This is a genomic window from Nonomuraea sp. NPDC004354 (genome assembly GCF_053602555.1).
The window spans coordinates 144,537-169,940 of record NZ_JBSGDV010000012.1; the positions used below are offsets into that span (position 1 = coordinate 144,537).

The 25,404-nt window shown below is 71.0% G+C and carries 23 protein-coding genes; 5 read left to right on the forward strand and 18 right to left on the reverse strand.

Features of this window, described 5'->3' with window-relative positions; all coding sequences use genetic code 11:
* Nucleotides 1–6: 6 nt before the first annotated feature.
* The 3 genes from ACWENQ_RS29050 to ahcY form a co-directional block, all read right to left on the reverse strand.
* Complete coding sequence (locus tag ACWENQ_RS29050) at nt 7–1,368, reverse strand: LVIVD repeat-containing protein (protein WP_452417078.1); 1,362 nt, start codon at nt 1,366–1,368, stop codon at nt 7–9.
* 86 nt (nt 1,369–1,454) lie between these two features.
* Nucleotides 1,455–2,675, reverse strand: coding sequence for an adenosylhomocysteinase (locus ACWENQ_RS29055; protein WP_452417080.1), 1,221 nt, complete (start codon nt 2,673–2,675; stop codon nt 1,455–1,457).
* Between the two features lie 415 nt (nt 2,676–3,090).
* Entirely contained in the window at nt 3,091–4,518 is a 1,428-nt protein-coding gene (gene ahcY / locus ACWENQ_RS29060) for an adenosylhomocysteinase (RefSeq protein WP_354905999.1), read from the reverse strand.
* Nucleotides 4,519–4,618: 100 nt separating this feature from the next.
* Here ahcY and ACWENQ_RS29065 point away from each other — a divergent pair, with 100 nt between their 5' ends.
* Entirely contained in the window at nt 4,619–4,978 is a 360-nt protein-coding gene (locus tag ACWENQ_RS29065) for a MerR family transcriptional regulator (protein ID WP_452417082.1), read from the forward strand.
* Entirely contained in the window at nt 4,975–5,535 is a 561-nt protein-coding gene (locus ACWENQ_RS29070; protein ID WP_452417083.1) for a GerMN domain-containing protein, read from the forward strand. Before ACWENQ_RS29065 ends, ACWENQ_RS29070 begins: the two co-directional genes overlap by 4 nt.
* Before the next feature lie 37 nt (nt 5,536–5,572).
* Here ACWENQ_RS29070 and ACWENQ_RS29075 read toward each other — a convergent pair whose 3' ends face one another.
* Genes ACWENQ_RS29075 through ACWENQ_RS29095 form a run of 5 tightly spaced genes read right to left on the reverse strand, consistent with a single transcriptional unit; the run spans nt 5,573 to nt 9,558 of the window.
* The gene (locus tag ACWENQ_RS29075) at nt 5,573–6,493 is read right to left on the reverse strand and encodes a cation diffusion facilitator family transporter (protein ID WP_449920428.1); all 921 of its coding nucleotides are present in this window, start codon (nt 6,491–6,493) and stop codon (nt 5,573–5,575) included.
* A gap of 43 nt (nt 6,494–6,536) precedes the next feature.
* On the reverse strand, nt 6,537–7,625 hold the full coding sequence (locus ACWENQ_RS29080; RefSeq protein ID WP_449920425.1) for an SIS domain-containing protein: 1,089 nt from the start codon (nt 7,623–7,625) through the stop codon (nt 6,537–6,539).
* Nucleotides 7,622–7,798 carry a Trm112 family protein gene (locus tag ACWENQ_RS29085; RefSeq protein ID WP_354906006.1) on the reverse strand — a complete coding sequence of 59 codons (177 nt, stop codon included), beginning with the start codon at nt 7,796–7,798 and terminating at the stop codon, nt 7,622–7,624. Before ACWENQ_RS29085 ends, ACWENQ_RS29080 begins: the two co-directional genes overlap by 4 nt.
* 4 nt (nt 7,799–7,802) lie before the next feature.
* Entirely contained in the window at nt 7,803–9,149 is a 1,347-nt protein-coding gene (locus ACWENQ_RS29090) for a phosphomannomutase/phosphoglucomutase (RefSeq protein ID WP_452417084.1), read from the reverse strand.
* A gap of 40 nt (nt 9,150–9,189) precedes the next feature.
* Nucleotides 9,190–9,558, reverse strand: a complete 369-nt coding sequence (locus ACWENQ_RS29095) for a DUF3499 domain-containing protein (protein ID WP_354906010.1) — start codon at nt 9,556–9,558, stop codon at nt 9,190–9,192.
* A gap of 153 nt (nt 9,559–9,711) precedes the next feature.
* Here ACWENQ_RS29095 and ACWENQ_RS29100 point away from each other — a divergent pair, with 153 nt between their 5' ends.
* Nucleotides 9,712–10,152 carry a metallopeptidase family protein gene (locus tag ACWENQ_RS29100; protein ID WP_354906011.1) on the forward strand — a complete coding sequence of 147 codons (441 nt, stop codon included), beginning with the start codon at nt 9,712–9,714 and terminating at the stop codon, nt 10,150–10,152.
* 208 nt (nt 10,153–10,360) lie between these two features.
* Here the strand turns inward: ACWENQ_RS29100 and ACWENQ_RS29105 are convergent, their stop codons facing one another.
* Nucleotides 10,361–10,624: a WhiB family transcriptional regulator gene (locus tag ACWENQ_RS29105; protein ID WP_354906012.1), complete on the reverse strand. Its 264-nt coding sequence runs from the start codon at nt 10,622–10,624 to the stop codon at nt 10,361–10,363.
* Between the two features lie 336 nt (nt 10,625–10,960).
* Nucleotides 10,961–13,123: a hypothetical protein gene (locus tag ACWENQ_RS29110; protein ID WP_452417085.1), complete on the reverse strand. Its 2,163-nt coding sequence runs from the start codon at nt 13,121–13,123 to the stop codon at nt 10,961–10,963.
* Nucleotides 13,124–13,318: 195 nt separating this feature from the next.
* Here ACWENQ_RS29110 and cofD point away from each other — a divergent pair, with 195 nt between their 5' ends.
* Both cofD and ACWENQ_RS29120 read left to right on the forward strand, forming a co-directional pair.
* Complete coding sequence (gene cofD, locus ACWENQ_RS29115; RefSeq protein ID WP_452417087.1) at nt 13,319–14,257, forward strand: 2-phospho-L-lactate transferase; 939 nt, start codon at nt 13,319–13,321, stop codon at nt 14,255–14,257.
* Nucleotides 14,254–15,522, forward strand: a complete 1,269-nt coding sequence (locus ACWENQ_RS29120; RefSeq protein ID WP_354906016.1) for a coenzyme F420-0:L-glutamate ligase — start codon at nt 14,254–14,256, stop codon at nt 15,520–15,522. The genes cofD and ACWENQ_RS29120 overlap by 4 nt, the downstream gene beginning before the upstream one ends.
* 126 nt (nt 15,523–15,648) lie before the next feature.
* Here ACWENQ_RS29120 and ACWENQ_RS29125 read toward each other — a convergent pair whose 3' ends face one another.
* From ACWENQ_RS29125 to ACWENQ_RS29160, 8 genes are all read right to left on the reverse strand, one after another.
* Nucleotides 15,649–18,243, reverse strand: coding sequence for a bifunctional FO biosynthesis protein CofGH (locus ACWENQ_RS29125; protein WP_452417088.1), 2,595 nt, complete (start codon nt 18,241–18,243; stop codon nt 15,649–15,651).
* A gap of 211 nt (nt 18,244–18,454) precedes the next feature.
* Nucleotides 18,455–19,411 (reverse strand): DNA-3-methyladenine glycosylase family protein, encoded by a 957-nt coding sequence (locus ACWENQ_RS29130; RefSeq protein WP_452417090.1) that lies wholly within the window; start codon nt 19,409–19,411, stop codon nt 18,455–18,457.
* Between the two features lie 10 nt (nt 19,412–19,421).
* Nucleotides 19,422–20,501, reverse strand: a complete 1,080-nt coding sequence (locus ACWENQ_RS29135) for a sugar phosphate nucleotidyltransferase (RefSeq protein ID WP_452417091.1) — start codon at nt 20,499–20,501, stop codon at nt 19,422–19,424.
* A gap of 32 nt (nt 20,502–20,533) precedes the next feature.
* A complete protein-coding gene (locus ACWENQ_RS29140; RefSeq protein WP_449920405.1) occupies nt 20,534–21,646 on the reverse strand; it encodes a glycosyltransferase family 4 protein in 1,113 nt (370 codons plus the stop codon).
* 60 nt (nt 21,647–21,706) lie between these two features.
* On the reverse strand, nt 21,707–22,588 hold the full coding sequence (locus ACWENQ_RS29145) for a lysylphosphatidylglycerol synthase transmembrane domain-containing protein (RefSeq protein WP_452417093.1): 882 nt from the start codon (nt 22,586–22,588) through the stop codon (nt 21,707–21,709).
* Nucleotides 22,585–23,394, reverse strand: coding sequence for a class I SAM-dependent methyltransferase (locus ACWENQ_RS29150; protein ID WP_354906026.1), 810 nt, complete (start codon nt 23,392–23,394; stop codon nt 22,585–22,587). The genes ACWENQ_RS29145 and ACWENQ_RS29150 overlap by 4 nt, the downstream gene beginning before the upstream one ends.
* Nucleotides 23,395–23,409: 15 nt before the next feature.
* Entirely contained in the window at nt 23,410–24,465 is a 1,056-nt protein-coding gene (locus tag ACWENQ_RS29155; protein ID WP_452417094.1) for a glycosyltransferase family 4 protein, read from the reverse strand.
* Nucleotides 24,462–25,355 carry a glycosyltransferase family 2 protein gene (locus ACWENQ_RS29160; RefSeq protein ID WP_354906029.1) on the reverse strand — a complete coding sequence of 298 codons (894 nt, stop codon included), beginning with the start codon at nt 25,353–25,355 and terminating at the stop codon, nt 24,462–24,464. Before ACWENQ_RS29160 ends, ACWENQ_RS29155 begins: the two co-directional genes overlap by 4 nt.
* Nucleotides 25,356–25,404 lie beyond the last annotated feature (49 nt).

The following is a 25,404-nucleotide window of genomic DNA, read 5'->3' on the forward strand; positions in this document are numbered from 1 at the left end:
GCGCGGTCAGTGGCCGCGGCTCCGGTACCTGGACTGGGTCTGCACGTTCAGCCGGTCGAACCTGACGCCGTCGGCCGAGTTCACCCACGGATCCCTCACCCTGAAGACGTCGAACCCGCGGAAGATCTCGCTCCCGTAGATGTAGCCGTTGTAGTAGTAGGCCGACCAGAAGCCGCCCAGCGTGAGCTGGGTGTCGTTGATCGGGCCGCGGTCGAAGAAGGCGATCTCGCGTGGACGGGACGAGTTGGTGAAGTCCCAGACCGACAGCCCGCCCTGGTACCAGGCCTGCACCATGATGTCGCGCCCCCTGACCGGGATCAGCGATCCGTTGTGGGCGACGCAGTTCTCGGTGCTCGTCTGGATCCTGGAGATCTTGTAGTAGCTCTTGAAGACGAGCTTGCGGCCGACGATGTCGACGATGGCGTCGGCGCCCCTGGTCGGGCCCTCGGCCGCGGTGCAGCGGGCTTGCGAGCCGCCGCCGAGCTCGTCGGTGAAGACCACCTTGGTTCCGGCGTTGTTGAAGGTCGCCGAGTGCCAGAACGCGAAGTTCGTGTCCCTGATCGTGTCGATGACCTTGGGGTGTTCCCTGTCGGAGATGTCGAGGAGGACGCCGTCGCCCATGCAGGCGCCCGCGGCGAGGTCCTTCTCGGCGTAGACGGTGATGTCATGGCAGCCGCTGGTGTCGGCCAGGAGGTTGGGCTGCTGGGTGCGGTCGTTGCCGCCCTCGGGGAAGATCACCGGCGTGTTCACCACGGCGGCCGCGGCCGGGTCGCGCACGGGGACCTTCACGACCGAGATGCGGTCGTGCGGCGGCTGGCAGTCGGGGAAGTCTGCCGCCGGGAAGTAGGACGAGACGTAGACGTAGAAGGCGTCACGCGACCTGCCCGGCACCAGCGTGTGGGTGTGGGAGCCGCAGCTGGTCTCGACGGACTTGACGTACTTCGGGTTGGCCCTGTCGCTGACGTCGAAGATCCGCAGGCCCTCCCATGAGCTCTTCTCGCGGGCCGACTGGCGCGTGCCGGAGCAGGAGTCGTCCTTCATCGACTCGTCGACGGAGGTGACCAGGATGTCCCCGTAGACGGTGACGTCCATCTGACCACCCGGACAGGTGACCGAGCTGACCAGCTTGGGGCGCTTGGGGTGCTTGATGTCGTAGATCGAGAATCCGCTGTAGCTGCCGACGTAGGCGTAGTCGCCCTGGAAGGCGATGTCGGTGTTGATCTGCACACCGGCGGGCAGATCGAGGTGGGCTTCGTGCCGGATGTTGTCACTCTTGGTGACCTCGTCGCCGGCCGAGGCGGGGACGGGAACAAGGGCGATCGCCACCACGATCCCGGCCAGGAGGGAGGATAAGCCACGCAGTCCCATGGAGCCTCCAGAGATGGAAATGTCCTGGATTATCCCTAGAGCCGGTGGATCAACCAAGTGATTGTCCGGGAACTGTCACACGAAAATCAGGAGCCCGTCCGCCAGGAGTGGAGGTAGTCCTCCTGCTCGGCGGTCAGCCGGTCGATCTCGATGCCCGCCGCCGCCAGTTTCAGCCGCGCCACCTCGATGTCGATGTCCTCGGGCACGTCGTAGACGCCCGGCGCCAGCCGTACGCGCTCGACGGCCAGCCAGGCGACGGCCAGCGCCTGGGCCGAGAAGGACATGTCCATGACGGCGGCCGGATGCCCCTCGGCGGCCGTGAGGTTGACCAGGCGCCCCTCGGCCAGCAGCAGCAGGCGGCGGCCGTCGGCGAGCACGTACTCGTCGGTGTTGGGCCGCACCCCCGGATTGAGCGCGACGGCCAGCCCCTCCAGCCCGCGCACGTCGACCTCGACGTCGAAGTGGCCCGCGTTGGCGAGGATCGCGCCGTCCTTCATCACCGACAGGTGCTCGGCCGTGATGACGTCGCGGTTGCCGGTGACGGTGATGAACAGGTCGCCGACCTGCGCGGCGGCCGCCATGGTGCGCACCTCGTAGCCCTGCAGGGAGGCGTCGAGCGCCTTGACCGGGTCGATCTCGGTGACGATCACCCGCGCGCCCAGGCCCTTGGCCCGCTCGGCGACGCCCCGCCCGCAGTAGCCGAACCCGGCCACCACGACCGTCCGGCCGGCGAGCATGACGTTCGTGGCGCGCATGATGCCGTCGAGCGTCGACTGGCCGGTGCCGTACCTGTTGTCGAACATCCGCTTCGTCCGCGTGTCGTTGACCGCGACGACGGGGAACCTCAGCGCGCCCTCGGCCGCCATCTGGCGCAGCCTGATGATGCCGGTGGTGGTCTCCTCACAGCCGCCGCTCACGCCGTCGAGCAGGTCGGTGCGCTCGGTGTGGAGGATGTTGACCAGGTCGCAGCCGTCGTCGAGGACGAGGTCGGGCGCCAGGTCGAGCGCTTGATGGATGTGGCGGTAGTAGGTCGCCCGGTCGACGCCCGCGCGCGCGTGGACCGCGATGCCGTAGTCCTTGAGCGCCTCGGCGACGTCGTCCTGGGTGGAGAGCGGGTTGGAGGCGGCCAGCGCGATCTCGGCGCCGCCCGCCTTGAGCGCGCCCATGAGGACGGCGGTCTCGGCGGTCACGTGCAGGCACGCGGCGATCCTGAGGCCGTCGAGCGGGCGCTCGCGCCCGAACCGCTCCCCGATCGCGGTGAGGACGGGCATCGCCCTCCCCGCCCACGCGATCCTCCGCTCTCCCACCACATCTCCAGTCTCTTGTACGGCAAGCCGGCCCGGCGCCACCGTGGTCACCGGTGACCGCCCGTCCATCACAGCACTCCAGCAGGACTCCGGTGGCCACCGTCACGTCGTATCGTGCACCGGCTTCCGCGGACGGCCGTCCCGCCGGCCGCCCGCCATCGGCTCGTCGGGGGCCGCGACAGGGCACCGGAACCCTGCCGCCAGGTCTTCGGGGCGCCGTGACGGCGGGGACCGGAGTCCTGCCGGGCGGCGCGCCCGCGGCGGGCGGTGACCCGGTGACCGCGCAGGCGCCAGGCCCGGCTTGCCGTACGGGCCCGGCCCCGCGAGAACGGAAACCCCGCCCGGCGCGACGGGTGCGGCCGGGATATGGGACGACGGCGGGTGCCCGGCCGGGCGCCCGCCGTCGGGAGGAACGTCAGTAGCGGTAGTGGTCCGACTTGTACGGGCCCTCGACGTCGACGCCGATGTACTCCGCCTGCGCCTTGGTCAGCGTCGTCAACTTGACGCCCAGCGCGTCGAGGTGGAGGCGGGCGACCTTCTCGTCCAGGTGCTTGGGCAGGGTGTAGACGCCGATCGGGTACTCCTCGGTCTTGGTGAAGAGCTCGATCTGCGCGATGACCTGGTTGGTGAAGGAGTTGGACATCACGAACGACGGGTGGCCGGTCGCGCAGCCCAGGTTCATCAGGCGGCCCTCGGCCAGCACGATGATGGAGTGGCCGTCGGGGAAGACCCACTCGTCGACCTGCGGCTTGATGGTGTTCCTGACGATCCCGGGGGTCTTCGCGAGCCCGGCCATGTCGATCTCGTTGTCGAAGTGGCCGATGTTGGAGACGATCGCCTGGTGCTTCATCTTGGCCATGTGGTCGGCCGTGATGATGTCGAAGTTGCCGGTGGTGGTCACGAAGATGTCGGCGATGCCGACGACCTCCTCCAGCGTGGTGACCTGGAAGCCGTCCATGGCCGCCTGGAGCGCGCAGATCGGGTCGATCTCGGTGACGATGACGCGGGCGCCCTGGCCGCGCAGCGCGTCGGCGCAGCCCTTGCCGACGTCGCCGTAGCCGCAGACCACGGCCACCTTGCCGCCGATGAGCACGTCGGTGGCCCGGTTGAGGCCGTCGATGACCGAGTGGCGGCAGCCGTACTTGTTGTCGAACTTCGACTTGGTCACCGAGTCGTTGACGTTGATCGCCGGGAACAGCAGCGAGCCGCTCTTGAACATCTCGTAGAGGCGGTGGACACCGGTGGTGGTCTCCTCCGTCACGCCCTTGATCTGCTCAGCGATCTGCGTCCACTTCTTGTCCTCGCCGACCGTGCGGGTGAGCAGGTCGATGATGACGTGCCACTCCTCCGGGTCCTCGTCGGAGGCGGCGGGGACGGCGCCGGCCTTCTCGTACTCGGCGCCCTTGTGGACCAGCAGCGTGGCGTCGCCGCCGTCGTCGAGGATCATGTTCGGGCCCTCGCCGCCGGGCCAGGTGAGCGCCTGCTCGGTGCACCACCAGTACTCCTCCAGCGTCTCGCCCTTCCAGGCGAAGACGGGGACGCCCTGCGGGTTGTCGACGGTGCCGTTGGGGCCGACGGCGACCGCGGCGGCGGCGTGGTCCTGGGTGGAGAAGATGTTGCAGCTGACCCAGCGGACCTCGGCGCCGAGCGCGACGAGCGTCTCGATGAGGACGGCGGTCTGGATGGTCATGTGGAGCGAGCCCATGATCTTCGCGCCGCGGAGGGGCTGGGAGGCCGCGTACTCCTTACGAACCGCCATGAGGCCGGGCATCTCGTGCTCGGCGAGCCGGATCTCCTTGCGGCCGAAGTCGGCAAGTGAAAGGTCGGCGACCTTGAAGTCCATCTGATTACCCCTCGATACACGAAGTTGTCGCCGTCGAGTTTAGGCGCCGGTTCTCCGAGCCGCATCTCGCGGGGGCTGAATCTTCCACAAGAATGTAAGGATGCGCATCACTGAGGCAGCGAGACGGTTGGGGATGTCCCCTCGCATGCTCCGCTACCGGGAGGCACTGGGACTGTTGCCGCCGGTCAGGGAGCAGGGCGCGCACCGCAGGTTCACCGAGGAGGACCTGACGGCCGTGGCCCAGGCCGCGGAGCTGGAGAAGCGGTTCGACGTCTCACCCGCCGAGCTGGCCTTCGCGTTGCGGGCGCTGGCCGAGCCGGCGGTGACCCAGGCCGTCAGGGACCTGGGCCTGCGGATCGGCCGCCTCCACGCGCCCAGGAGGGCACTGGACTTCGAGAAGGAGAAGGCGTTGCGACTGCTGCAAACCAGAGGCGCGAACGGACCGTCCAACCGGATATGAAGGCTCTCCTCACGGCCACCGCGCTGGCGGTGGTTCCCGCGCTCGCCCTGATGCCCGCGCAGGCGTCAGCGGCCTCCCCCACGGCCTCGACGGCCGCCTCGACGACCTCCGCAGCCGCCGCCTCAGGCGGCTCCTCAGGTGGGACGGTGAAGGTCTACTTCTCCGCCGACTTCGACGTCCCCGGCAAGGTCGTCGCCGTCACCAGGAAGGCGCCCGACCGCGGGGTGGCCACGTTCGCCATCCAGCAGCTCATCAAGGGCCCGACCAAGGCCGAGCGCAAGCGTGGCCTGCACTCCGAGCTCGGCCCGCAGATCAGGGGCAGGTCCGACTGCGGGGCCGACTTCAAGCTGTCGATCAAGAGCGGCACGGCCACGCTGCGCTTCTGCCGTACGGTGTTCGGGCTCGGCGTCGGCGGCGACGCACGCATCCTGCACACCATCGACAGGACGCTGCGTCAGTTCAGCACGGTCAAGAAGGTCATTTCCCTCGACAAGGACGGCCGCTGCCTGTTCGACCAGACCGACCGCGGGATCTCCTGCATCACCGGGCACGAGTGAGCCGCGCCGGCCACCACGGGAAGGCCGCCGAGGGGGCTCATCTGGCGGCGGCCTTGTCCAGGTCCGGCTCGAGGTAGATGACGCGGGCGATGGGGACGGCGGCGCGGATGCGCTGCTCGGCCTCGTCGATGCCGCGGGCCACCTCGGCGGCCGTGTCGTCGTGGGCGACCGCGATCTTCGCGGCGACCAGCAGTTCCTCGGGGCCCAGGTGCAGCGTGCGCATGTGGATGATGCGGCTGACCTCGGGGGCGCTCTCCAGCGCGTTCCTGATCTGCGTCTCGACCTCGGGGGTGGCGCCCTCTCCCAGCAGCAGCGACTTGGTCTCGATCGCCAGGATGATCGCGATGACCGCCAGCAGCGCGCCGATCATCACCGTGCCGACGCCGTCCCAGAGGCCGTCGCCCGTGACCACGGCCATGGTGACGCCGAACAGCGCGAAGATCAGGCCGAGCAGCGCGCCGAGGTCCTCCAGCAGCACCACCGGCAGCTCGGGCGACTTCGACCGGCGGATGAAGGCCCACCAGCTCTGGCTGCCGCGGTGCTCGTTCGACTCCTTGATCGCCGTCCTGAACGAGAAGCCCTCGGCGATGATCGCGAAGATCAGGACGCCGAACGCCCACCCCGGCGACTCGACGGGATGCCGCTCTGCGATCTTGTGGAAGCCCTCGTAGAGCGAGAACACCGCACCGATCGTGAACAGCACGACCGCGACGACGAAGGCGTAGAAGTAGCGCTCCCTGCCGTAGCCGAACGGGTGCTGGGGGGTGCGGCCCCGCTGCGCCCGCTTGCCGCCGACCAGCAGCAGCGCCTGGTTGCCCGAGTCGGCCACCGAGTGGATCGACTCCGCCAGCATGGACGAGGAGCTGGTGAACACGAACGCGACGAACTTGGCCACGGCGATCGCGAGGTTCGCCCCCAATGCCGCGACAATTGCCTTGGTACCGCCACTCGCGCTCAACGCACTTCTCCGCTCATGCCACTGGATTCCCGAACATGGGATCCTATTGGGAAAGTCTCGCCTTTAGCTCTGTGATCGAGGTCACCGGGGTCGGATCAGTGCCGTACCCGAGCGCGAGGTAGGCACTCGCGTAGTCGCCCAGCTCGATCAGCGTGGCCAGCCGTTCGAGCGGCGTGACGCCTTCCGCGGTCAGCTCGCTGACCGGGACCCCGCGGTCCTGGGCCATTCTGAGCAGCTCCTGCGGGCGGTCGTCGGCCTCGCGCAACACGACCAGGCGCAGCGTGCGCTCGGCGGTGTCGGCGAAGATGTCGCGCTGGGCCAGCGGGCCGTCGAGCACGGCCAGCTGGTTGTGCCCGGCCTCGGGGATCTCGCCCCAGATCGCCGGATACTTGGCGTTCTCGTTGAGCTGCAGCGCCAGCCGGTGGGCGGCGACCGCCGTCAGCGGCGAGGTCCCCCAGAGCACGGGCACGCTGTCGGCCAGCTCCATGGCCAGCGACTTGCCCGGGTTGATGAACGACTCGCTCGTGGGACGGCAGCGGTGCGCCATCTCCTCCAGCGCCCTGGCCGCCCCCTCGAACAGGTCGGCGTCCGCCTGCGCGATCCCCAGCGACCCGGCCGCCACCAGCAGAGGTACGGCCAGGCCCCACAGGTTCGCGCGCGAAGGGCCGTGCGCCCGCACCGGCACGAACAGCGCCGAGGCCTGCGTGGCGATCGCCTGCAACGGCGACTCCGGAGCGCTGACCACCAGCAGCGACGCGCCCCGCCGTACGGCCTCGGTCGCCGCGGCGAGCGTCTCCGCCGTCCGGCCCGAGCTCGACACCGCCATCACCAGGTCGGTCGCGCCGACCCAGCCGGGCAGCCGGCCGGAGCGCACGGTGATGATCGGCAGCGGCGCGCCGTACCCGCAGACCGCGGCCAGGATGTCGCCCGCGAGCGCGGCCGCGCCCATGCCCGCCACCACGATCGCCCTGGGCCTGCCGTCACGGGTGAGGCGCGCGACGCCCGCCTCGCTCGCGTCGCGGTGGGCGGTGCGCACCTGCGCGGCCGCGGAAGCGACCACGGGCAGCATGCCGCCCTGGTCGGCCTCGGCGAGCAGGGTCTGATCGTCGAGCCGCTCGGGCTCCCAGGTCACGGCTTCCTTGCCTCGTCCACGAGCAGCACCGGGATGTCGTCCCTGACCGGATAGACCAGGCCGCAGCCGGTGCAGGCCAGCTCGTCCGTGCCGTCGGGGTCGTCCTGCGCGCGCAACGGCGCCTTGCACGCCGGGCAGGCCAGGATCTCCAGCAGCCAGTCGTCGATCTTCACTGTTTCAGCTCCTTACAACGGCGAGGACCTCGTCCCTGATCGCCGCCATCTGGCTCGGGTCGGCCGCCTCGGCATTCAGCCTGAGCAGCGGCTCGGTGTTGGACGGACGCAGATTGAACCACCAGCCGGATCCCGTCACGGTCAGGCCGTCGAGCTCGTCGAACTCGCCGCGGCCCGTGAAACGCTCACGCACCCGCCGCAGGGCCTCCTGCTGGTCGGCGACCGTGCTGTTGATCTCGCCGCTGGCACTGTAGCGCGCGAACGGCGCCAGCACCTGCGACAACGGCCGATCCTGCTCGCCCAGCGCGGCCAGCACGTGCAGCGCGGCCAGCATGCCGGAGTCGGCGAACCAGAAGTCGCGGAAGTAGTAGTGGGCCGAGTGCTCCCCGCCGAAGACCGCGCCCGTGCGGGCCATCTCGGCCTTGATGAAGGAGTGGCCCACCCGGGTGCGCTCCGGCACGCCGCCGTGCTCGGCGATGATCTCCGGCACGCCGCGCGAGGTGATCAGGTTGTGGATGACGGTCGAGCCCGGGTGCTTGGCCAGCTCGCGGGCCGCCACCAGGGCCGTGATCGTGGACGGCGAGACCGACTCGCCACGCTCGTCGATCACCCAGCACCGGTCGGCGTCGCCGTCGAAGGCCAGCCCCAGGTCCGCGCCGTTGTCGAGGACGGCCCGCTGCAGATCGCGCAGGTTGTCGGGCTCGATCGGGTTGGCCTCGTGGTTGGGGAAGGTGCCGTCGAGCTCGAAGTAGAGCGGCGTCACCGTGATCGGCAGCCCCTCGAAGACCGCGGGGACGGTGTGACCGCCCATCGCGTTGCCAGCGTCGACGGCGACCCTGAGCGGTCTGATGCCGGACAGGTCGACCAGGGAGCGCAGGTGCCGGGCGTAGTCGTGGAGCAGGTTCTTCTCGATCCTGGTGCCGGTACGGCCGGCGGGGATGCCGCCGGCGAGGTAGCCGGCGGCCCTGTCGCGGATCTCGGTCAGCCCGGTGCCGGCGCCCACCGGCACCGCCTCGGCGCGACACATCTTCATGCCGTTGTAGCGGGCGGGGTTGTGGCTGGCGGTGAACATCACACCGGGCAGACCGAGGCTGCCGCTGGCGTAGTAGAGCAGGTCGGTGGAGCCGAGCCCGGCGTCGATCACGTCCGCGCCCCTGGCGGTGGCGCCGCGGATGAAGGCGTCGGCCAGCGCGCGCGAGGAGACCCGCATGTCATGGGCGAGGACGGCCTGCTCGGCGCCGAGCACGTCGACGAACGCCGCCCCGACGGCCTCGGCGCTCTCCTCGTCGAGCTCCTCGGGCACCACGCCGCGCACGTCGTACGCCTTGAAGATCCTGGAGAGATCGCCCACTCGTCCGCCCCTTGGTCGCCTGCTTACTGGGACGAGCCTACTAGCGCTCCCGGTGGGGTTGGGCGGAGCGCAGAACACGCAGATGACCGCGCCGGCCGACCTCCACACCCTGCCCGACGGGCTCGGTGCTGCCGGACGAGGGCGGCCTGGCCGCCTCGCGCACGGCGTTGGCCAACGCCTCGAGGTCATCGGTGCTCGGGCTGGCACCGTCCGTCGGCAGGCGCACGACCTCCCAACCACGGGGGGCGGTCAGCCGTTCGGCGTGTTCGGCGCACAGGTCGTAGCAATGCGGCTCCGCGTACGTCGCCAAGGGGCCGAGAACAGCGGTCGAGTCGGCGTATACGTACGTGAGCGTGAAGACGGCAGGCTGACTGCACGCAGTGCGGGAACAGCGACGGACGGGGCTCACGGAGGGACCGTATCTGCTATGCGTGCGAGGCGCCACTACCTGAGCACTCTTAACGAGCGTGTCGCCACAATTCGGACACCTGTCCCACTGTTTCCACCCACCTGTACCGATGTCGGCCCTGATTGGGTGCGGCCGAAAGCTTAAGCTTGGGGTGTGACACCGACGCGCGGCCCTCGACGGCGCGACCGCCACGGGCGCGGCCTTCGCGGTCCGCTCGCTCCCTCGTACGTTCCCCTTGCCCGCTCGCGCAGCGAGCGCTTCGACGACCTCGTCCTCGACGCGGTCGACCGGCTGAAGCCCAAGTGGGGCAAGCAGCTGGCCGCCGTGGAGTTCGCGGTGGAGGAGGTCCCGCCGGCCAGCGAGCTGGGCGACGGGCCCGGCCGGCTCGGATCGGACCCGATCCCCTTCGGCCGCGCCGACGCGGCGTCGGGCTCCCAGCCGGCGTCGGTGGTGATCTACCGGCGGCCGCTGGAGGCGCGGGCACGCGACCGCGACATGCTGGGGGCGCTCGTCCACGACACGGTGGTGGAGCAGGTGGCGTCCCTGCTCGGCGTGTCCCCCGAGACGGTCGACCCCGGCTACGACGAACGCTGACCACCCCGGCCACGGACCGGAGGGCCCTTCCGGGGAAGCCCGCGGCCGAGCCGTTCCTGCTGCTGCTGTTGCCGGCGCCGACGACACGGTCGGCGGGTCGGCCCCAACCGGGGAGATGATCAGCGTCGGGCACCATGACAGCCGAAAAGGGTCACGCGGCAGACACCGAACCGCCGCGTGACCCTTCGTAGATATCTCGTTGAATCAGTTAAACGGCCTGCTTCTTGATCCTTCGGCGTTCCCGCTCGGACAGCCCACCCCAGATGCCGAATCGCTCGTCGTGCTCGAGTGCGTACTCCAGGCACTCGGCCCGCACCTCGCATGAACGACAGACCTTCTTGGCCTCTCGGGTGGAGCCACCCTTCTCCGGGAAGAACGCCTCAGGATCGGTCTGAGCGCACAACGCACGCTCCTGCCAGCCGAGTTCTTCAGCCTCAAGCTGATCTTGTGCGATGACCACCAAGTCGGTCACTGCACACCTCCCTGCCGCCCGCCCGCAATGGAGCCCCCCATAGACGCCTCCCTCTATACCCCTCCTGGAGGCGTAACAACATGGCTGTAATTACACGCGCGGGCCGTGGCCGACGTCAAGCGGCATGCCGGTATCCGGGGAAAGACCACCTCGCCCCGGTGTGCTTGCCATGGGAGGTTCACGACCGTGTGAATCCGGTATCCATGGCCTTGCCGTGACTTGTTCAACGCTGTCAGCGGTCGGAACCGTACCAGGGCAGACTTGACGCCCGCCCAGGGCCCACCTTCTCTCTATCCGGAATTGACCGACCTCTTACCGGCCCTCTTACCGGCCTTTTTACCGGCGCGGATCGTTCGGCGTGTAGATGGCCGTCGGGTCGATAGGGTCGTCTCCCGGGCGGTAGCCGCTCTGGTCGAACCTGATCGTCGACTCGGCGTGCTGCCCCTGCGGGTAGGTGGCCGCGGGCGGGGACTGCGGGTGGCCGAACGGGTCGTCGTAGGGCTGCTGGTACGGCTGCGCCGCGTCGAAGTGCAACTGCGGATGCGTGCCGGCGGTCGACTGCTGGTAGCTCTCCGCCTGCTGGTAGGCGTGCAGCATCTGCTGCGAGCGCGGGTCGACGGGCGGGTCGGGCTCGGCGTAGGGCGGCTGCTGCTGCGCGTACTCCTGGCCCGAGTAACCGGCGAACGGGGTGCCGCTCTGCTGCTCGAAGGCGGGCGGCTGCTCGTAGTAGGGCTGCTGCTGCGGCTCCGCCTGCGGGTACGGCGTGCTCGGCGCGGTCTCGGCCGGCTGGTAGGACGGCGTGTCGTAGGCGCTCGGCGGCGTGTCGTAGGCGGCCGGTGCGCTCGGCGGCGGGTTGTAGGCGTTGGGGAGGCTGTCGGCGGGCACGTACGGCGCGGGCTGGTAGTCCTGCTGCGGCGCGAAGCCGTTGCTCGGCAGCGTCTCGGACGGCGTGTAGCCGTTCTGCTCCTGCGGTGAGGCGTAGGAGGCCGGCTCGGGCCGGTAGGTCTGGGGCTCGGGCGCGTAGGCGCTCGGCTGCGGCTCGACCGGCGCGTAGGCGGGCTGCTGCGGCGTGTCGTAGGCGGTCTGCTGGGGCGCCTCGGCGTAGGGGCTGTCCAGCGAGGTGTAGGCGCCCGGCTGCGGCGCGTAGAGGCTCTGCGACTCGGGCTGGGCGGCGTAGAGGTTCTGCGACTCCGGCTGCGGCGCGTAGGCGCTCTGCGGTTCCGGCTGGGGCGCGTAGAGGTTCTGCGGCTCGGACGGCGACGCGTAGAGGCTCGGCGACTCCGGCTGGGGCGAGTAAAGGCTCTGTGACTCCGGCTGCGCGGCGTAGACGTTCTGCGACTCCGGCTGCGGCGCGTAGACGTTCCGCGGCTCCGCCTGGGGGGCCGCATAGGCGCTCTGCGACTCCGGCTGGGGCGCGTAAAGGCTCTGCGACTCGGACTGCGGCGCGTAGGCGCTCTGCGACTCGGGCTGCGGCGCGTAGGCGCTCTGCGGCTCCGGCTGAGGCGCCGCGTAGGCGGTCTGCGGCTCGGGCTGCGGCGCGTAGGCGCTCTGCGGCTCCGGCTGAGGCGCCACGTAGGCGGTCTGCGGCTCGGGCTGCGGCGTGGGCGCGGGCGGCAGGGCGGGCAGTTCGGGTCTGGGCGGCGGCTGGTAGGCCACCTCCGGCTGGACCTGCTGCGGGGCGGGGCCGGCGGCGGCGCCCTGGCCGAACGGCTGCTGGTCGTAGCCCTGCGGGCCGCCGTGGGCCGCCGGCTGCGAGGCGTGACCGGAGGAGGAGGGCTGCTGGGCGTACCCGACGGTGGACTGGCCGTACTGCTGGGTCTGGCCGGGGGGCTGCTGGCCGTACTGCTGGCCGGAGGGGGGCTGCGGCGCGGAGGGGTGCTGGCCCTGCGGCTGCTGGCCCGGAGTCTGGTGGCCCGAAGTCTGGTGGCCCGAAGTCTGGTGGCCCGGGGTCTGGTGGCCGGGCGCCTGGCTCGGAGGCTGCTGGCCGAAGCTCTGCTGACCGAATCCGGGCTGCTGGCCGAAGCCTGGCTGCTGGCCGTACCCACTGAAGGAGGGGGTGGCAGGACGTGCGGCGAGCACCTGCGGGAGCAGGTAGACCACGCCGAGCGCGGTGAGCGCGAGGGTGGGGACGCCGGTGAGCACGAAGGCCAGCAGAGCGGCGAAGCCCAGGCCCGCGAACAGGCCCAGCAGCAGCGCGATGGCGCCGAAGACGGCACCCGCGGCCAGCGTGCCGGCCGCGCCGTAGGCGATGGTCTTCGCCTTGGGGGTGGGGCTTCCGCCCAGCTGGGTGACCAGGACCACGGCGCCGACGGCGAGCGCGGCCCCGACGGGGCTCGTCAGGTCACCCTGGACCATGCGCGCCCTGAGCACCAGCGAGGACACCGTGCCGGACTCGGAGACCAGCAAACGCACGAGCGCGGCGAGGACGTTCCCCGCCGCGACGGCAAGCATGATCAATGCAGCCGGCTCTCTCAGCCGGCTGACGTCTATTTTGCTCACAGTTAACCCCCTGCTGGTGGCTTACCACCCGAGGGGAGTTTGCCACATACCTGACTTTGGTGGCGGGAGTCCCAGCAAGCTCATCTACCCCAATCCTCCCTGATCAGCCCAGATGCACTGAAATTTCATGACATGAGGACATGGAACGCTGCCGCTCCGGACAGGTCTCCGAGACCCGGATGCAAGACTGACGGCATGCGTATCGTGTCCCTAGCCGGCGGCATCGGCGGAGCCCGCTTCCTGCGCGGCCTGCGTGCCGCCGTCCCCGACGCCGAGATCACCGTCATCGGCAACACCGGTGACGACATCACCCTCTTCGGCCTGCGGGTCTGCCCCGACCTCGACACCGTGATGTACACGCTCGGCGGCGGCATCAACGAGGAACAGGGCTGGGGGCGAGAGAAGGAGAGCCACGTCGTCAAGGAGGAGCTGGCCGCCTACGGCGTCGAGCCGCAGTGGTTCGGGCTCGGCGACCGTGACTTCGCCACCCACATCGTGCGCTCGCAGATGCTGGAGGCCGGCTACACCCTCTCCCAGGTGACCGAGGCGCTGTGCGCGCGGTGGCAGCCGGGGGTGCGGCTGCTGCCGATGAGCGACGACCGCTGCGAGACCCACGTCGTCATCAGCGACGACCAGGGCCGCCGCGCCGTCCACTTCCAGGAGTGGTGGGTACGGCTGCGCGCCTCCGTGCCCGCCGAGTCGATCGCGCTGATCGGCGCCGACACGGCCAGGCCCGCCCCGGGCGTCCTCGAGGCGATCGCCGAGGCGGACGTGGTGATCCTGCCGCCCTCGAACCCGGTGGTGAGCATCGGCACCATCCTGCAGATCCCCGGCATCCGTGACGCCCTGGTCGCCAAGACGGTCGTCGGCGTCTCCCCCATCATCGGCGGGGCGCCCGTGCGCGGCATGGCCGATGCCTGCCTGACGGCCATCGGCGTGGAGACCAGCGCGCAGGCCGTGCTGTCCCTCTACGGCGCCGACCTGATCGACGGCTGGCTCGTGGCGGAGGAGGACGCCGCCGTCGCCCTCGACGGCGTGCGCGTCGAGGCCCGGCCCCTGATCATGCACGACGCCGACGCCGCCGCCGACATCGCCCGCGCCGCCCTGTCCCTGGCCGAGGAGCTGAAGCGATGACCGCCGGGATCCAGGTCTTCGGCGTCCAGGGCATCGGCGAGGTCCGTCCCGGCGACGACATCGCCGCGCTGCTGAAGGCGGAGGACCTGCGTGACGGCGACATCGTCGTCATCACCTCCAAGATCGTCAGCAAGGCCGAGGGCCGCCTCCGCCAGGACACCGACCGCACCGCGGCCATCGAGGAGGAGACCGACCGCGTGGTCGCCAGGCGAGGCGACACCGTCATCTCCCAGACCCGCCACGGATTCGTCATGGCCGCGGCCGGCGTCGACGCCTCCAACACCGAGCCGGGCACCGTCCTGCTGCTGCCCGAGGACTCCGACGCCTCCGCGCGCCGGATCAGGGCCGCCCTCGGCGGGCGCGTCGGCGTCATCGTCTCCGACACCTTCGGCCGGCCATGGCGGCACGGGCTCACCGACGTCGCCGTCGGCGCGGCGGGCGTGCGGCCGCTCGAGGACTTCAGGGGCGGCACCGACACCCACGGCAACCCGCTCGTCGTCACGGTGACCGCGCTGATCGACGAGATCGCCGCGGCGGCCGAGCTGGTCAAGGGCAAGGTCGCGGGCGTCCCGGTGGCGATCGTGCGCGGCCTGTCCCATCTGGTGACCGATGACGACGGTCCGGGGGTCCGCCCGCTCATCCGTCCCGCCGACGAGGACCTGTTCCGTTACGGCTCCCGCGACGTGGTCTTCGCCCGCCGTACGATCAGGGAGTTCTCCTCCGCCCCCGTCGACCCGGAGGCGGTACGGCGGGCCGTGGCGGCCGGCATCGCGGCCCCCGCGCCGCACCACACGACGCCGTGGCGGTTCGTGCTGGTGGAGTCGGCCGAGACGCGGCTGCGGCTGGTGGACGCCATGCGCGAGGCGTGGATCGCCGACCTGCGCGGCGACGGGTTCTCCGAGCAGTCGATCGCCAAGCGGATCAGGCGCGGCGACGTCCTGCGGAACGCCCCCTACCTGGCCGTGCCCTGCCTGGTGATGGAGGGCTCGCACACCTACCGCGACGACAGGCGCAACGCGGCCGAGCGGGAGATGTTCGTCGTCGCGACGGGCGCGGGGGTGGAGAACTTCCTGGTCCAGCTGGCGGTGGAGGGGCTCGGTTCGGCCTGGGTGTCGTCGACGATGTTCTGCCGCCCGGTGGTGCGTGAGGTGCTCGACCTGCCCGAGTCGTGGGACCCGATGGGGTGCGTCGCCATCGGGCACGCCGCCGCGCCGCCCCGTGACCGCGCCCCGCGCGACGCCGCCGACTTCATCGTCACCCGCTGACCCGCCGGGAGCCCGCCGTCGTGCGACGGCGGGCAGTCCGCTCACCTGGGCCCGGCCTCCGCCTCACCCGCCGGAACCACCCATTCAGTCGGCTGCCGGGTGACTCATGGATATCCGGTGGGGTGGTCAGACGACTGGCAGGGGGCGGCGGACGCTGCGGCAGACGCCGTCGCTGGCCGCCGACGCCGCCAGCCGCTCCGCCGACGGCGTGCCGTACTCGGTGGTGCGCTGGCGCAGCGGGCGCCCCGCGGCGGCGACCATCTCGCCGATCTCGCTGATGGTCTTGTAGGAGCCGTTCTCCGACCCCGCCATCCGGCTGATCGTCTCCTCCATCAGCGTGCCGCCCAGGTCGTTGACGCCGCCCCGCAGCACCTGCTTGCACAGGTCGTCGCGAAGCTTCACCCACGAGCACTGGATGTTGTCGATCGCGCCGTGCAGCAGGATCCGCGCCAGGGCGTGGACGGCCCGGTTCTCGCGGGCGGTGGGGCCGGGCCTGGCGATGCCCGCCAGGTAGATGGGCGCGCTGTGGTGCACGAACGGCAGCAGCACGAACTCGGAGAAGCCGCCGGTCCGCTCCTGGATCTCGCGGATGAGCCTGATGTGCCGCACCCAGTGCAGGTGGGTGTCCACGTGGCCGTACATCATCGTCGAGGTCGTCGGGATGCCCACCCGGTGCGCGGTGGTGATGACCTCGATCCATTCCTTGGCCGGCAGCTTGCCCTTGGTCAGCACCCAGCGCACGTCGTCGTCCAGGATCTCGGCCGCGGTGCCGGGAAGGGAGTCGACGCCCGCCTCCTTGGCCGCGACCAGCCAGTCCTCGATGGACAGGTTCGTACGGCTGGCGCCGTTGATGACCTCCATCGGGGAGAAGGCGTGGACGTGCATGTCGGGCGTCCTGGCCTTGACCGCCCTGGCGATGTCGAGGTAGGCGGTGCCGGGCAGGTCGGGGTGGATGCCGCCCTGCATGCACACCTCGGTGGCGCCCGCCTCCCAGCCTTCCTGGGCGCGGTCGGCCACCTGGTCGAGCGAGAGGGTGTAGGCGTCGGCGTCGGTCCTCCGCTGGGCGAAGGCGCAGAACCGGCAGCCGGTGTAGCAGACGTTGGTGAAGTTGATGTTGCGGTTGACGACGAAGGTGACGTCGTCGCCCACGGCCTCCCGCCTGAGGTGGTCGGCGAGACGGGCCAGCTCCTCCAGGGCCTCGCCGTCGGCGCCGAGCAGGGCGACGGCCTGGGCGTCGGTCAGGCCGGCCGGGTCGCGTTCGGCCTGGCGGAGCGCCTCGGCGACGTCTCCCATGACGCCTGCCCCGGGCGCCCCGACGGCGCCGGCAGGCGCCTCCTGGGCGTCGGAGGAGGAAGGCCCGCCGCCGGGGAGGCGGTCGCGCAGGGCCTCCCAGTCGCCGTAGACGTCGTCGAAGTCGTCGCGCCGGTCGTTGGTGCGGCCGGAGGTGTCGACCTCGACGTGCAACTCGGTGCGCCCGGCCGCCTCGAACCCGCCGTCGGGCTCCTGCCAGGGCCGTCCTACCAGCGGCGCGTCCTCGCGCGCCAGCCCGGTGGCCGGGTCCGCCAGCGCCGAGACGTGCGCGAAGAGCCGGGGGTCGAGCCATGGCTCGCCGGCCAGCACGTACTCGGGATAGATCGTCAGCCGTTCCTTCAGGTCGAACCCGGCGGCGGCCGTACGGGCGGCCAGCTCGTCGATGTGCGGCCACGGACGCTCGGGGTTGACGTGGTCGGGCGTGAGCGGCGACACCCCGCCCCAGTCGTCGATCCCGGCCCTGATCATCAGCGCGTACTCGTCGTCGACCAGGTTCGGCGGCGCCTGGACGTGCATCTTGGGGCCCAGCACCAGCCTGGTCACCGCGATCGTCGCGGCCAGCTCCTGCAGGGAGGCGTCGGGCAGCCCGCGCATCGCCGTGTCCTGCTTGGCGCGGAAGTTCTGCACGATGACTTCCTGGATGCCCCCGTACTCCCTGGCCACCCGGCGCATCGCGAAGACGGACTCCGCCCTGTCCTCGATCGTCTCGCCGATCCCGATCAGGATGCCGGTGGTGAAGGGCACGTTGGAGCGGCCGGCGTCCTCCAGCACGCGCAGCCGTACCGCGGGGTCCTTGTCGGGCGAGCCGTAGTGGGGCTGGCCCTTCTCCTCGAACAGCCGGCGCGAGGTGGTCTCCAGCATCATGCCCATCGAGGGGGCGACGGGCTTGAGCCGCTGGAAGTCCCGCCACGAGAGCACGCCCGGGTTGAGGTGGGGCAGCAGGCCGGTCTCCTCGAGCACCCTGATCGCCATCGCCCGCACGTAGGACAGCGTGTCGTCGTAGCCGTGGGCGTCCAGCCACGAGCGGGCCTGGTGCCAGCGGTCCTCCGGCCGGTCGCCGAGCGTGAACAGCGCCTCCTTGCATCCCATGGCCGCGCCCTGCCTGGCGATCTCCAGCACCTCGTCGGGGCTCAGGAAGGCGGCCGGCAGCTTGCCCGGCGCGGTGGCGAAGGTGCAGTAGCCGCACCTGTCCCTGCAGAGCCTGGTCAGCGGGATGAAGACCTTCCTGCTGTAGGTGATGACGCCGTTGCGGCCGTTGGCGTCACGCACGCGCGAGGCGTGCTCCAGCAGGGTGTCCAGATGCTCGTCACGGGCCTGGAGCAGCACGGCGGCCTCGGTGCGGTCGAGGGCCTTGCCGTCGCGGGCGCGGGCGAGCGCGCGACGGAGTGCGGAATCGCTGACTTGGGTCATACCGGCACCCTAGTCGTTAAGCAATGCTGAAGGGTAGTTCGTAGAAAGTCTCGATGGACGTAAATAGATGCACAGACAATAATTGGAGGTGAGCAAAAGGAGCACATCATGTCCTGGATCTTCGTCGTCAGCCTCATCGCCCTCCTCGCCATCGCCGGCCCGTTCCTGGGCACCGACTCGCGCGACGGCAGGGACTGGAGGAAGCCGCCTTTCAGAATGACCGGTAGTCGCGGGCGGGCAGCCTAGGCCCGCGCGCGGGCGGCCGCCGCCCGGTGAGCTCGACCAGGAGGCAGGCCCGGTGCCGGTGCCCCCGGTACGGCTCGAGCAACCGCAACATCTCGGCGTCGTCGGCCTTTCGCCCCGTCAACGCCCAGCCCACGATCGAGGCGAGATGGTAGTCGCCGACGCTCACCGCGTCGGGATCACCCCAGCAGCGCTGCCGAACCTCCGCCGACGTCCAGACTCCGATGCCGGGCAACGCCCGCAGGAGCCGGTCCAGCGAGGCGGAGTCGGCGGCTGCTTCCAGCTTGTCCGCATGCCAGGCCGCGGTGGCGATCGTCCTGGCGCGCACGGCCTCCGCACCCGCCCGATGCCAGTCCCAGGCGGGGATCTGGCGCCAGACCTCGGGTTCGGGGATCACCCGCATGCCCTCGGGCGCCGGCCCCGGCGCGGGCGTGCCGTACCTGCGCAGCAGGTACCGCCACGCGCGCCACGCCTCCCGGCCGACCACCTTCTGCTCCAGGACGGCGGGCACCAGTGCCTCGAGCACCCGGCCGGTGCGCCCGATCCCGGGCACGCCGTAGCCCCGCAGCACGTCATGGTGCACCACGAAGCCGGAGACGTCGTCCTCCGCGCCCAGCAGGCCGGGCAGCGAGTCGAGCAGCCACGCCGCGCCTGGCCCCCACGCCTGGCCGCCCCATCTGGTGACGCGCAGGGTGCCGGGACCGTCAGGGGTGCGGCAGGTGCGCCAGATGGTGCCGTCGGCGGCCCGGTGCCAGGTCGGGTCGTGCCCGCCGTGCTGGTGCGGCCCCAGGATCCGCGCGTGGTCGGCGCCGACCGCCAGCCTCCGCTCCATCGCGGCCACCGGTCTCGGCCGCACGGCCGACAGGGGGCGGGGCGCCGCCGTACGGACCGGGCGGGCGTCCGGGGCCGGGGAGAGGCCGTCCATGACAGCCAGGCTACGCGTCGCTGGAGAAGCGGACCGCGCACTCCGGCAACACCACGCCAGGCCAGATCCGGGCCCCCGCCTGCAGCTCGTTGCCCGGCCCCACGGTCGCGCCGTCGCCGATCACCGAGTCGCGCACCGTGGCGCCCTTGGCGATGCGCGCGCCGAGCCCGATGAGTGAGTCGACCACCGTCGCCCCCTTCTCGATCACGCACCCGTCGCCGAGCACGCTGCCGCGCACCGAGGCACCCGCCTCGACCACCGCCCGCGCCCCCACCACCGAGCCGCCGGTGACCTTGGCCTCCTGCGACACGACGGCCCCGTCGAGCGTCAGCGACTCGCCCGTCGGCCCCGGCAGCGCCGGGGAGCTGAGCCGGCCGAGGACCAGGTCGCGCGAGCCCTGCACGAAGGCGGCGGGGGTGCCGACGTCGAGCCAGTAGCTGCGGTCGGCGTAGCCGAGCACCAGGGCGCCCGACTCGATCAGCCCGGGAAAGGTCTGCCGCTCCACCGACACGACCTCGTCCGGCGGGATGGAGTCGATCACCGACCGGGTGAAGACGTAGCACCCGGCGTTGATGCGGTTGGTCACGGGATGCGGGGTCTTCTCCAGGAACGCGGTGACCCGCCCGTCGGCGTCGGTCGGCACGCAGCCGAACCGCGACGGGTCGTCGACCTCGGTCAGGTGCAGCGTCACCGCGGCCTCGCGGGCGACGTGCTGCCTGACCTGGTCGCCGACGTCGTGCCCGGACAGGATGTCGCCGTTGAGGATCAGCACGGGGTCGTCGGGACCCGCGGTCAGCGCCTGGGCCGCGTTCCGGATCGCTCCACCGGTGCCGAGCGGCGTCTCCTCGGTCATGTAGACCAGTTCGAGGCCCATCGCGGAGCCGTCGCCGAAGACCGGCTCGAACATCGCTGCCTTGTAGGACGTGGCGAACACGATGCGCCGTACGCCGAAGGAGCGCGCCTGGGCGAGCTGGTGCGCCAGGAACGGAACTCCGGCTGTCGGCAACAACGGCTTCGGCGTGCCGAGCGTCAGTGGGCGCAGGCGCGTTCCCTGGCCTCCGACCAGGAGTATGGCCTCAAGACCTGGCAAGGAGCTTCCCATCACCCCGTGAGGTTACCCAACTATTCGACCGCGCGTTGATAGGACAACAGATGTGCCTGCGCGGAGGCGTCCCAGCTGAACTCCTTCGCCCTGGCGAGGCCCGCGGCCGCGAGCCCCGCGCACCGCTCGGCCGAGGTGAGCAGCTGGCGGAGCGCGGTGGCGATGCTGTCGGAGTCGGGTTCGGTGTAGGCGACCGCGTCGCCGCCGACCTCGGGCAGCGAGGTGCGCCGCGTGGTGAGCACGGGCGTCCCGCAGGCCATCGCCTCCAGCACCGGCAGCCCGAAGCCCTCACCCATGGAGGGGAAGGCCACCACGAGCGCGCCGCCGAGGAAGCCCGGCAGGTCGGCGTAGGACAGGTAGCCGGGCCTGACGACCTTCACCGTCGCCGACACCTCGCTGACGGCCGCGTCGACGTCGGCCTCGTGCACGCCGCCGCCGATCACCAGCGCGGGCGGGTCCTGCAGCCCCTCGATGGCCCTGGCGAAGCCCCTGATCAGGTTCGGCACGTTCTTGCGCGGCTCCAGCGCGCCCAGGAAGGCGACGTACGGCCGGCCGTGCAGCGCCAGCCGGTCGGCCACCCGCCCGATCTCCGCCTCGCTGGGCGAGTGGAACATCGCGTGGTCGACGCCGTGGTAGGCCACGTCGATCCTGGTCGGGTCGGCGGCCAGTACCTTGACCAGCTCGTCGCGCGTCGCCTTGGACGGCACGATCACGCGGTGAGCGTGCCGTACGGCGGTGCGGGTGGCCGACCGGAAGAAGACGGACTCCTGCTGCTCCGGCTGGCTGAACCAGGTGACGTCGTGCACGGTCACCACGGTGGGCAGGCCGGAGCGCAGCGGCATGGAGTAGTAGGGCGCGTGGATGACCTGGGCGCCCACCCGCTGGGCGATCAGCGGCAGCCCGGACTGTTCCCAGGTGAGCCTGGCCGCCTTGTTGGTGATGGAGGCGGGCCCCGGCACCACTCTGGCCGACGGCGCGATCCTGGCGTACCGGTCGGCGTCGGCCCGCTGGCAGGCCACGCTCACATCGGCGCCCGCCCGGTGGAGCCCACCGACGAGCCCGTCGACATACCTGTTCAGCGCGCCACGATCGGCCGGCACGGCGGCCGCGTCGATGAGCACTCGGGGTATCACGAAAGATCCCTCCCCAGAAGACCCTCGCCTGCCCTCAACCCTACGACCGTGTGGGGCGAATCACACGGAATTGCGGTCCATGGCGGACTTGGCGGCGGCGCCCGCGATGGCGGCGCAGACGAGATCCCCGAGGATGATCACCATGCGGGAGCAGAGCGCGAGCGCGAGCGCCGAGCCGCGGTCGAGCACGGGCGACATCACCGCCACCATGGCCGCCTCGCGCACCCCCGCCCCGGCAGGCACGACGAAGGTCATGATGCCCAGGCACCACGTCAGCGCGAACGCGCCGACGGAGAACAGCAGCCCGCCCGAGGCGCCCATGTCGGCGGCCAGCAGGTGGAGGTGGGCGCCGTAGGCGGTCCAGCCGGCCACGGACCAGGCCAGCGCGGTCAGCATGCCCCTGCGGGTCAGCGGCCGTTCGAGCGGCTCGCGCTTCAGCTTGCGCAGCCCGAAGCCGATCAGCGAGTTGATCACCTTGGGTTCGAGCAGCACGGCGAGCACCGGGATGAGCAGCAGCGCCCAGCCGAAGCGGTCCCAGCCGAGCGTGACCAGCGTGACCAGCAGCCCGGTGGCCAGCTGGATCGGCATCATCAGGAAGAAGGCCGCCGCGCTGCGCGCGCGTGGCACGCCGAGGTCCTTGCCCATCTCCATCTGGGCGAGCACCGGCCAGACCGCGCCGGGGATGTACTTGCCGAGCTGGCCGACGAAGAACACCCTGGCCGCCGGCCTGAGCCGCAACGGCGAGCCCAGATCGGCCAGCAGGGTGCGCCAGGTCAGCATGGCGGCCAGCAGGGCGGCGACGACGGAGACGAGCGAGCCGGCCACCATGGGCCAGGTCAGCCTGGCGAACCCGGCCAGCACGGAGTCCCACTGCTTGGCGACGACCCAGGCCCCGAAGCCGAGGGCGACCAGCAGGAAGCCGAGCCGTACCGCCTTCTTCACAGTCGCTCCGGCGGCTGCGGGAGCCTGGCGCCCGCGGGGGTGCGCGGCCGCTTGGTGGCCACCCACAGGTAGGTCGGCACCAGCGGGAGCATCAGCTTGAGCACCCCGCGCGGTGTCCTGGCCAGCACGGTCTTGACGAGCCTGCCGAGCGCTCCGGGAAACAGCTCGCCGCCGGCGAAGGCCGCGGGCGTGGCCAGCACGGGGAAGGTGTAGTCCCACACGTGGAAGGCGCGGGTCATCCGGCGCAGGCCACGCCGGGTGCGGAAGCGCTCGTAGTAGTGGTCGGCCCGGCCGAAGGCGCGGACGTAGCGGTCGGCGAGCGCGGGCGGCAGGTAGGACAGGAACGGCAGCTTGTAGTGCGGCTCCATGATGCCGAGCTTGTTGCCGAGGCCGAGGTAGAGGACGCCGTCGTCGGACAGCACGCGGTGCATCTCGGCCACGACCGCGTCGGGGTCGATGACGTGCTCGTAGATGTGGTTGAAGACCAGCACGTCGACCGAGCCGTCGGGGAAGGGCAGCGCGGTGCCGTCGCCGCAGATGAAGGCCACCCGCTTGCCGAACCTGTCGGCCGCCTTGCGCAGGCCCGGCACGTCGATGTCGATGCCCAGCGTGCGGCCCGCGCCCGCCGCGGCCAGCTCGTCGGCGATGAACCCGGCCGAGCAGCCGATGTCGCCGACCGTCAGCCCGTCGAGCGGCCCGTGGAAGTGCTCCAGCACCGCGATGATCTTCGCGGCCTTGCGCCGGCGCTTCGCCTCGTCGAGCATCGCCGACTGGAACTCGGAGTACTCCAGCTGCTTTTCCCTCACCACACCCGCATCCTCTCAGGCCCCGAGGAGCGTGTCGGTGTAGTCGCTCCAGTAGGGCTCGGGGTCGACCGCCCGCACGCCCGCGCGCAGCCGCTCCGGGTCCTCGTAGAAGCGCTCGATCGCCTTGCGCAGCGCCTCGACGTCACCGGGCTCGACCAGCAGCCCGTCGACGCCGTCGCGGACGTTGTCGGCCAGCGCGCCGACCCGCGTCGCGATCACCGGCACCCCGTGCTCGTGGCCCAGCCAGACGTTCTGGCTGGCGGTGGCGTGCCGGTACGGCAGGACGAGCGCGTCGGCCGCGGCGAACAGCGCGGGCACGTCGGCGGCGGCCACGTAGCCCGGCCTGAGCTCGACCCGGTCACCGATGCCGAGCTCGGCGACCAGCGCCTTCGTCTGCTCGATCCCGCCCCAGAACTCGCCCGCCACGGTCAGCGAGACCCCCTCGGGCAGCGCCCTGAGCAGCAGGTCGAGCCCCTTGTAGGGGCGGACGATGCCGAAGAACAGCAGCCTGCGGTGGACGCCCTCGCCCCTGGCCTGACTCCTGGCGGGCAGGTGGGGCGGCAGCGCGGCCGTGCTGACCGGCCTGCCCGTCAGGCTCCTGGCCAGCTCCGCCTGCTCCTCGGAGTGGGTGAGCACGCCGTCGACCCGCCGCAGCAGCGCCCTCATCAGCGGCTCGTCCCAGGGCTTGCGCTCGTGCGGCAGCACGTTGTGGCACAGCGCCACGACCCTGGCCGCGCGGCCCACGCCGTACGCGATGCCGAGATAGGGCGGCACCTGCACCGGGCTGAGGACGGCCAGGATCACCAGGTCGGCGGTCCTGAACCGGCGGCCCGCCGCCAGCCACCCGTCGGGCCTGCGCCAGTCGAGCTTCCTGCGCGTCTTCGGGTACGGCTCGCCTTCGGGCACGTCGATCGTCTGCTGCCCCGGGTAGAGGAAGGACGGGTACTGCGCCTTCCACGACTCGATCACCACGTCGTGGCCCAGAGCCGCGAGCCGGCGCGCCAGCTCGGTGGTGTGCTGGGCCCCGCCGCCCTTGTACGGGTACGTGGGGCCGACGATCGCGATCCTCATTCGCCGCGCGACCTCACGATCAGGTCGGCCAGCAGCGCGACCGAGCCGATCAGCATGCCGGACAGGAAGATCACGATGGTGTTGCTGGTGAGGTAGAAGCCGTAGCGGGCCACGTCGTAGACGCCCTTGCCCAGGCCGAGGACCACCAGCCACAGCGCGGGCGGCATCAGGACCTTGAGCGGGTTGAAGTACATCACCATCCGCAGCACCTGCAGGATGTAGCGGTAGGCGTCGCTGACGAAGCTGAACTTGGACTTGCCCGCCCGCTTGGCGTAGTCGATCGGCAGGTAGTAGACGTCGTGCTGGTTCGACAGGAACGACAGCGTGATCGTCGTGACGCAGGAGAAACCGGGAGGCAGCAGCCTCAGGTACGGCCTGGCCACCGACTTGCGGAACGCGCGCATCCCCGAGTTGAGGTCGGGGATCTTCTGCCCGGCGAGCTTCTCCGCGATCTTGCGGATCACCCACTTGGCGGGCACCCGCAGCAGCTTGTGCGAGCCTTCCTCGCTGGTCCGCGCGCCCACGACCTGGTCGACCGTCTGGTCCTTCTCGAGGATCTGGACGAGCTCGGGGATCCGCTCGTTCGGGTAGGTCATGTCGGCGTCGGTCCACACGACGATCTCGCCGCGCGCCTCCTGGGTGCCGATCCTGCGGACCGTGCCCGAGCCGCCGTTGCGGTGGAAGGCGCGGATGCGCATGTGCGGGAAACGCGGAGCCGCCTCCTGCAGCCTGACCAGCGTCTCGTCGGTCGAGCAGTCGTCGACCGCGACCAGCTCGTAGGTGTAGCCGCTCGAGTCCATCGCCTCGGTGATGCGTTCGACCTCGTCAATGACGTGGTCCTGCTCGTTGTAGCAGGGCAGGACGATCGTGACGTACGGCGTAGCTTCCACAGCGGATCCAGTCTCGGGGGGCTCAAGCGTGCTCACGTGGGACGAGGGT

Coding starts and splice junctions, on each gene's coding strand:
- ACWENQ_RS29065 (WP_452417082.1), top strand. CDS start 4,619: ATGCGCATCACTGAGGCAGCGAGACGGTTGGGGATGTCCCCTCGCATG.
- ACWENQ_RS29070 (WP_452417083.1), top strand. CDS start 4,975: ATGAAGGCTCTCCTCACGGCCACCGCGCTGGCGGTGGTTCCCGCGCTC.
- ACWENQ_RS29050 (WP_452417078.1), bottom strand. CDS start 1,368: ATGGGACTGCGTGGCTTATCCTCCCTCCTGGCCGGGATCGTGGTGGCG.
- ACWENQ_RS29155 (WP_452417094.1), bottom strand. CDS start 24,465: ATGAGGATCGCGATCGTCGGCCCCACGTACCCGTACAAGGGCGGCGGG.
- ACWENQ_RS29125 (WP_452417088.1), bottom strand. CDS start 18,243: ATGACCCAAGTCAGCGATTCCGCACTCCGTCGCGCGCTCGCCCGCGCC.
- ahcY (WP_354905999.1), bottom strand. CDS start 4,518: ATGGACTTCAAGGTCGCCGACCTTTCACTTGCCGACTTCGGCCGCAAG.
- cofD (WP_452417087.1), top strand. CDS start 13,319: ATGCGTATCGTGTCCCTAGCCGGCGGCATCGGCGGAGCCCGCTTCCTG.
- ACWENQ_RS29120 (WP_354906016.1), top strand. CDS start 14,254: ATGACCGCCGGGATCCAGGTCTTCGGCGTCCAGGGCATCGGCGAGGTC.
- ACWENQ_RS29130 (WP_452417090.1), bottom strand. CDS start 19,411: ATGGACGGCCTCTCCCCGGCCCCGGACGCCCGCCCGGTCCGTACGGCG.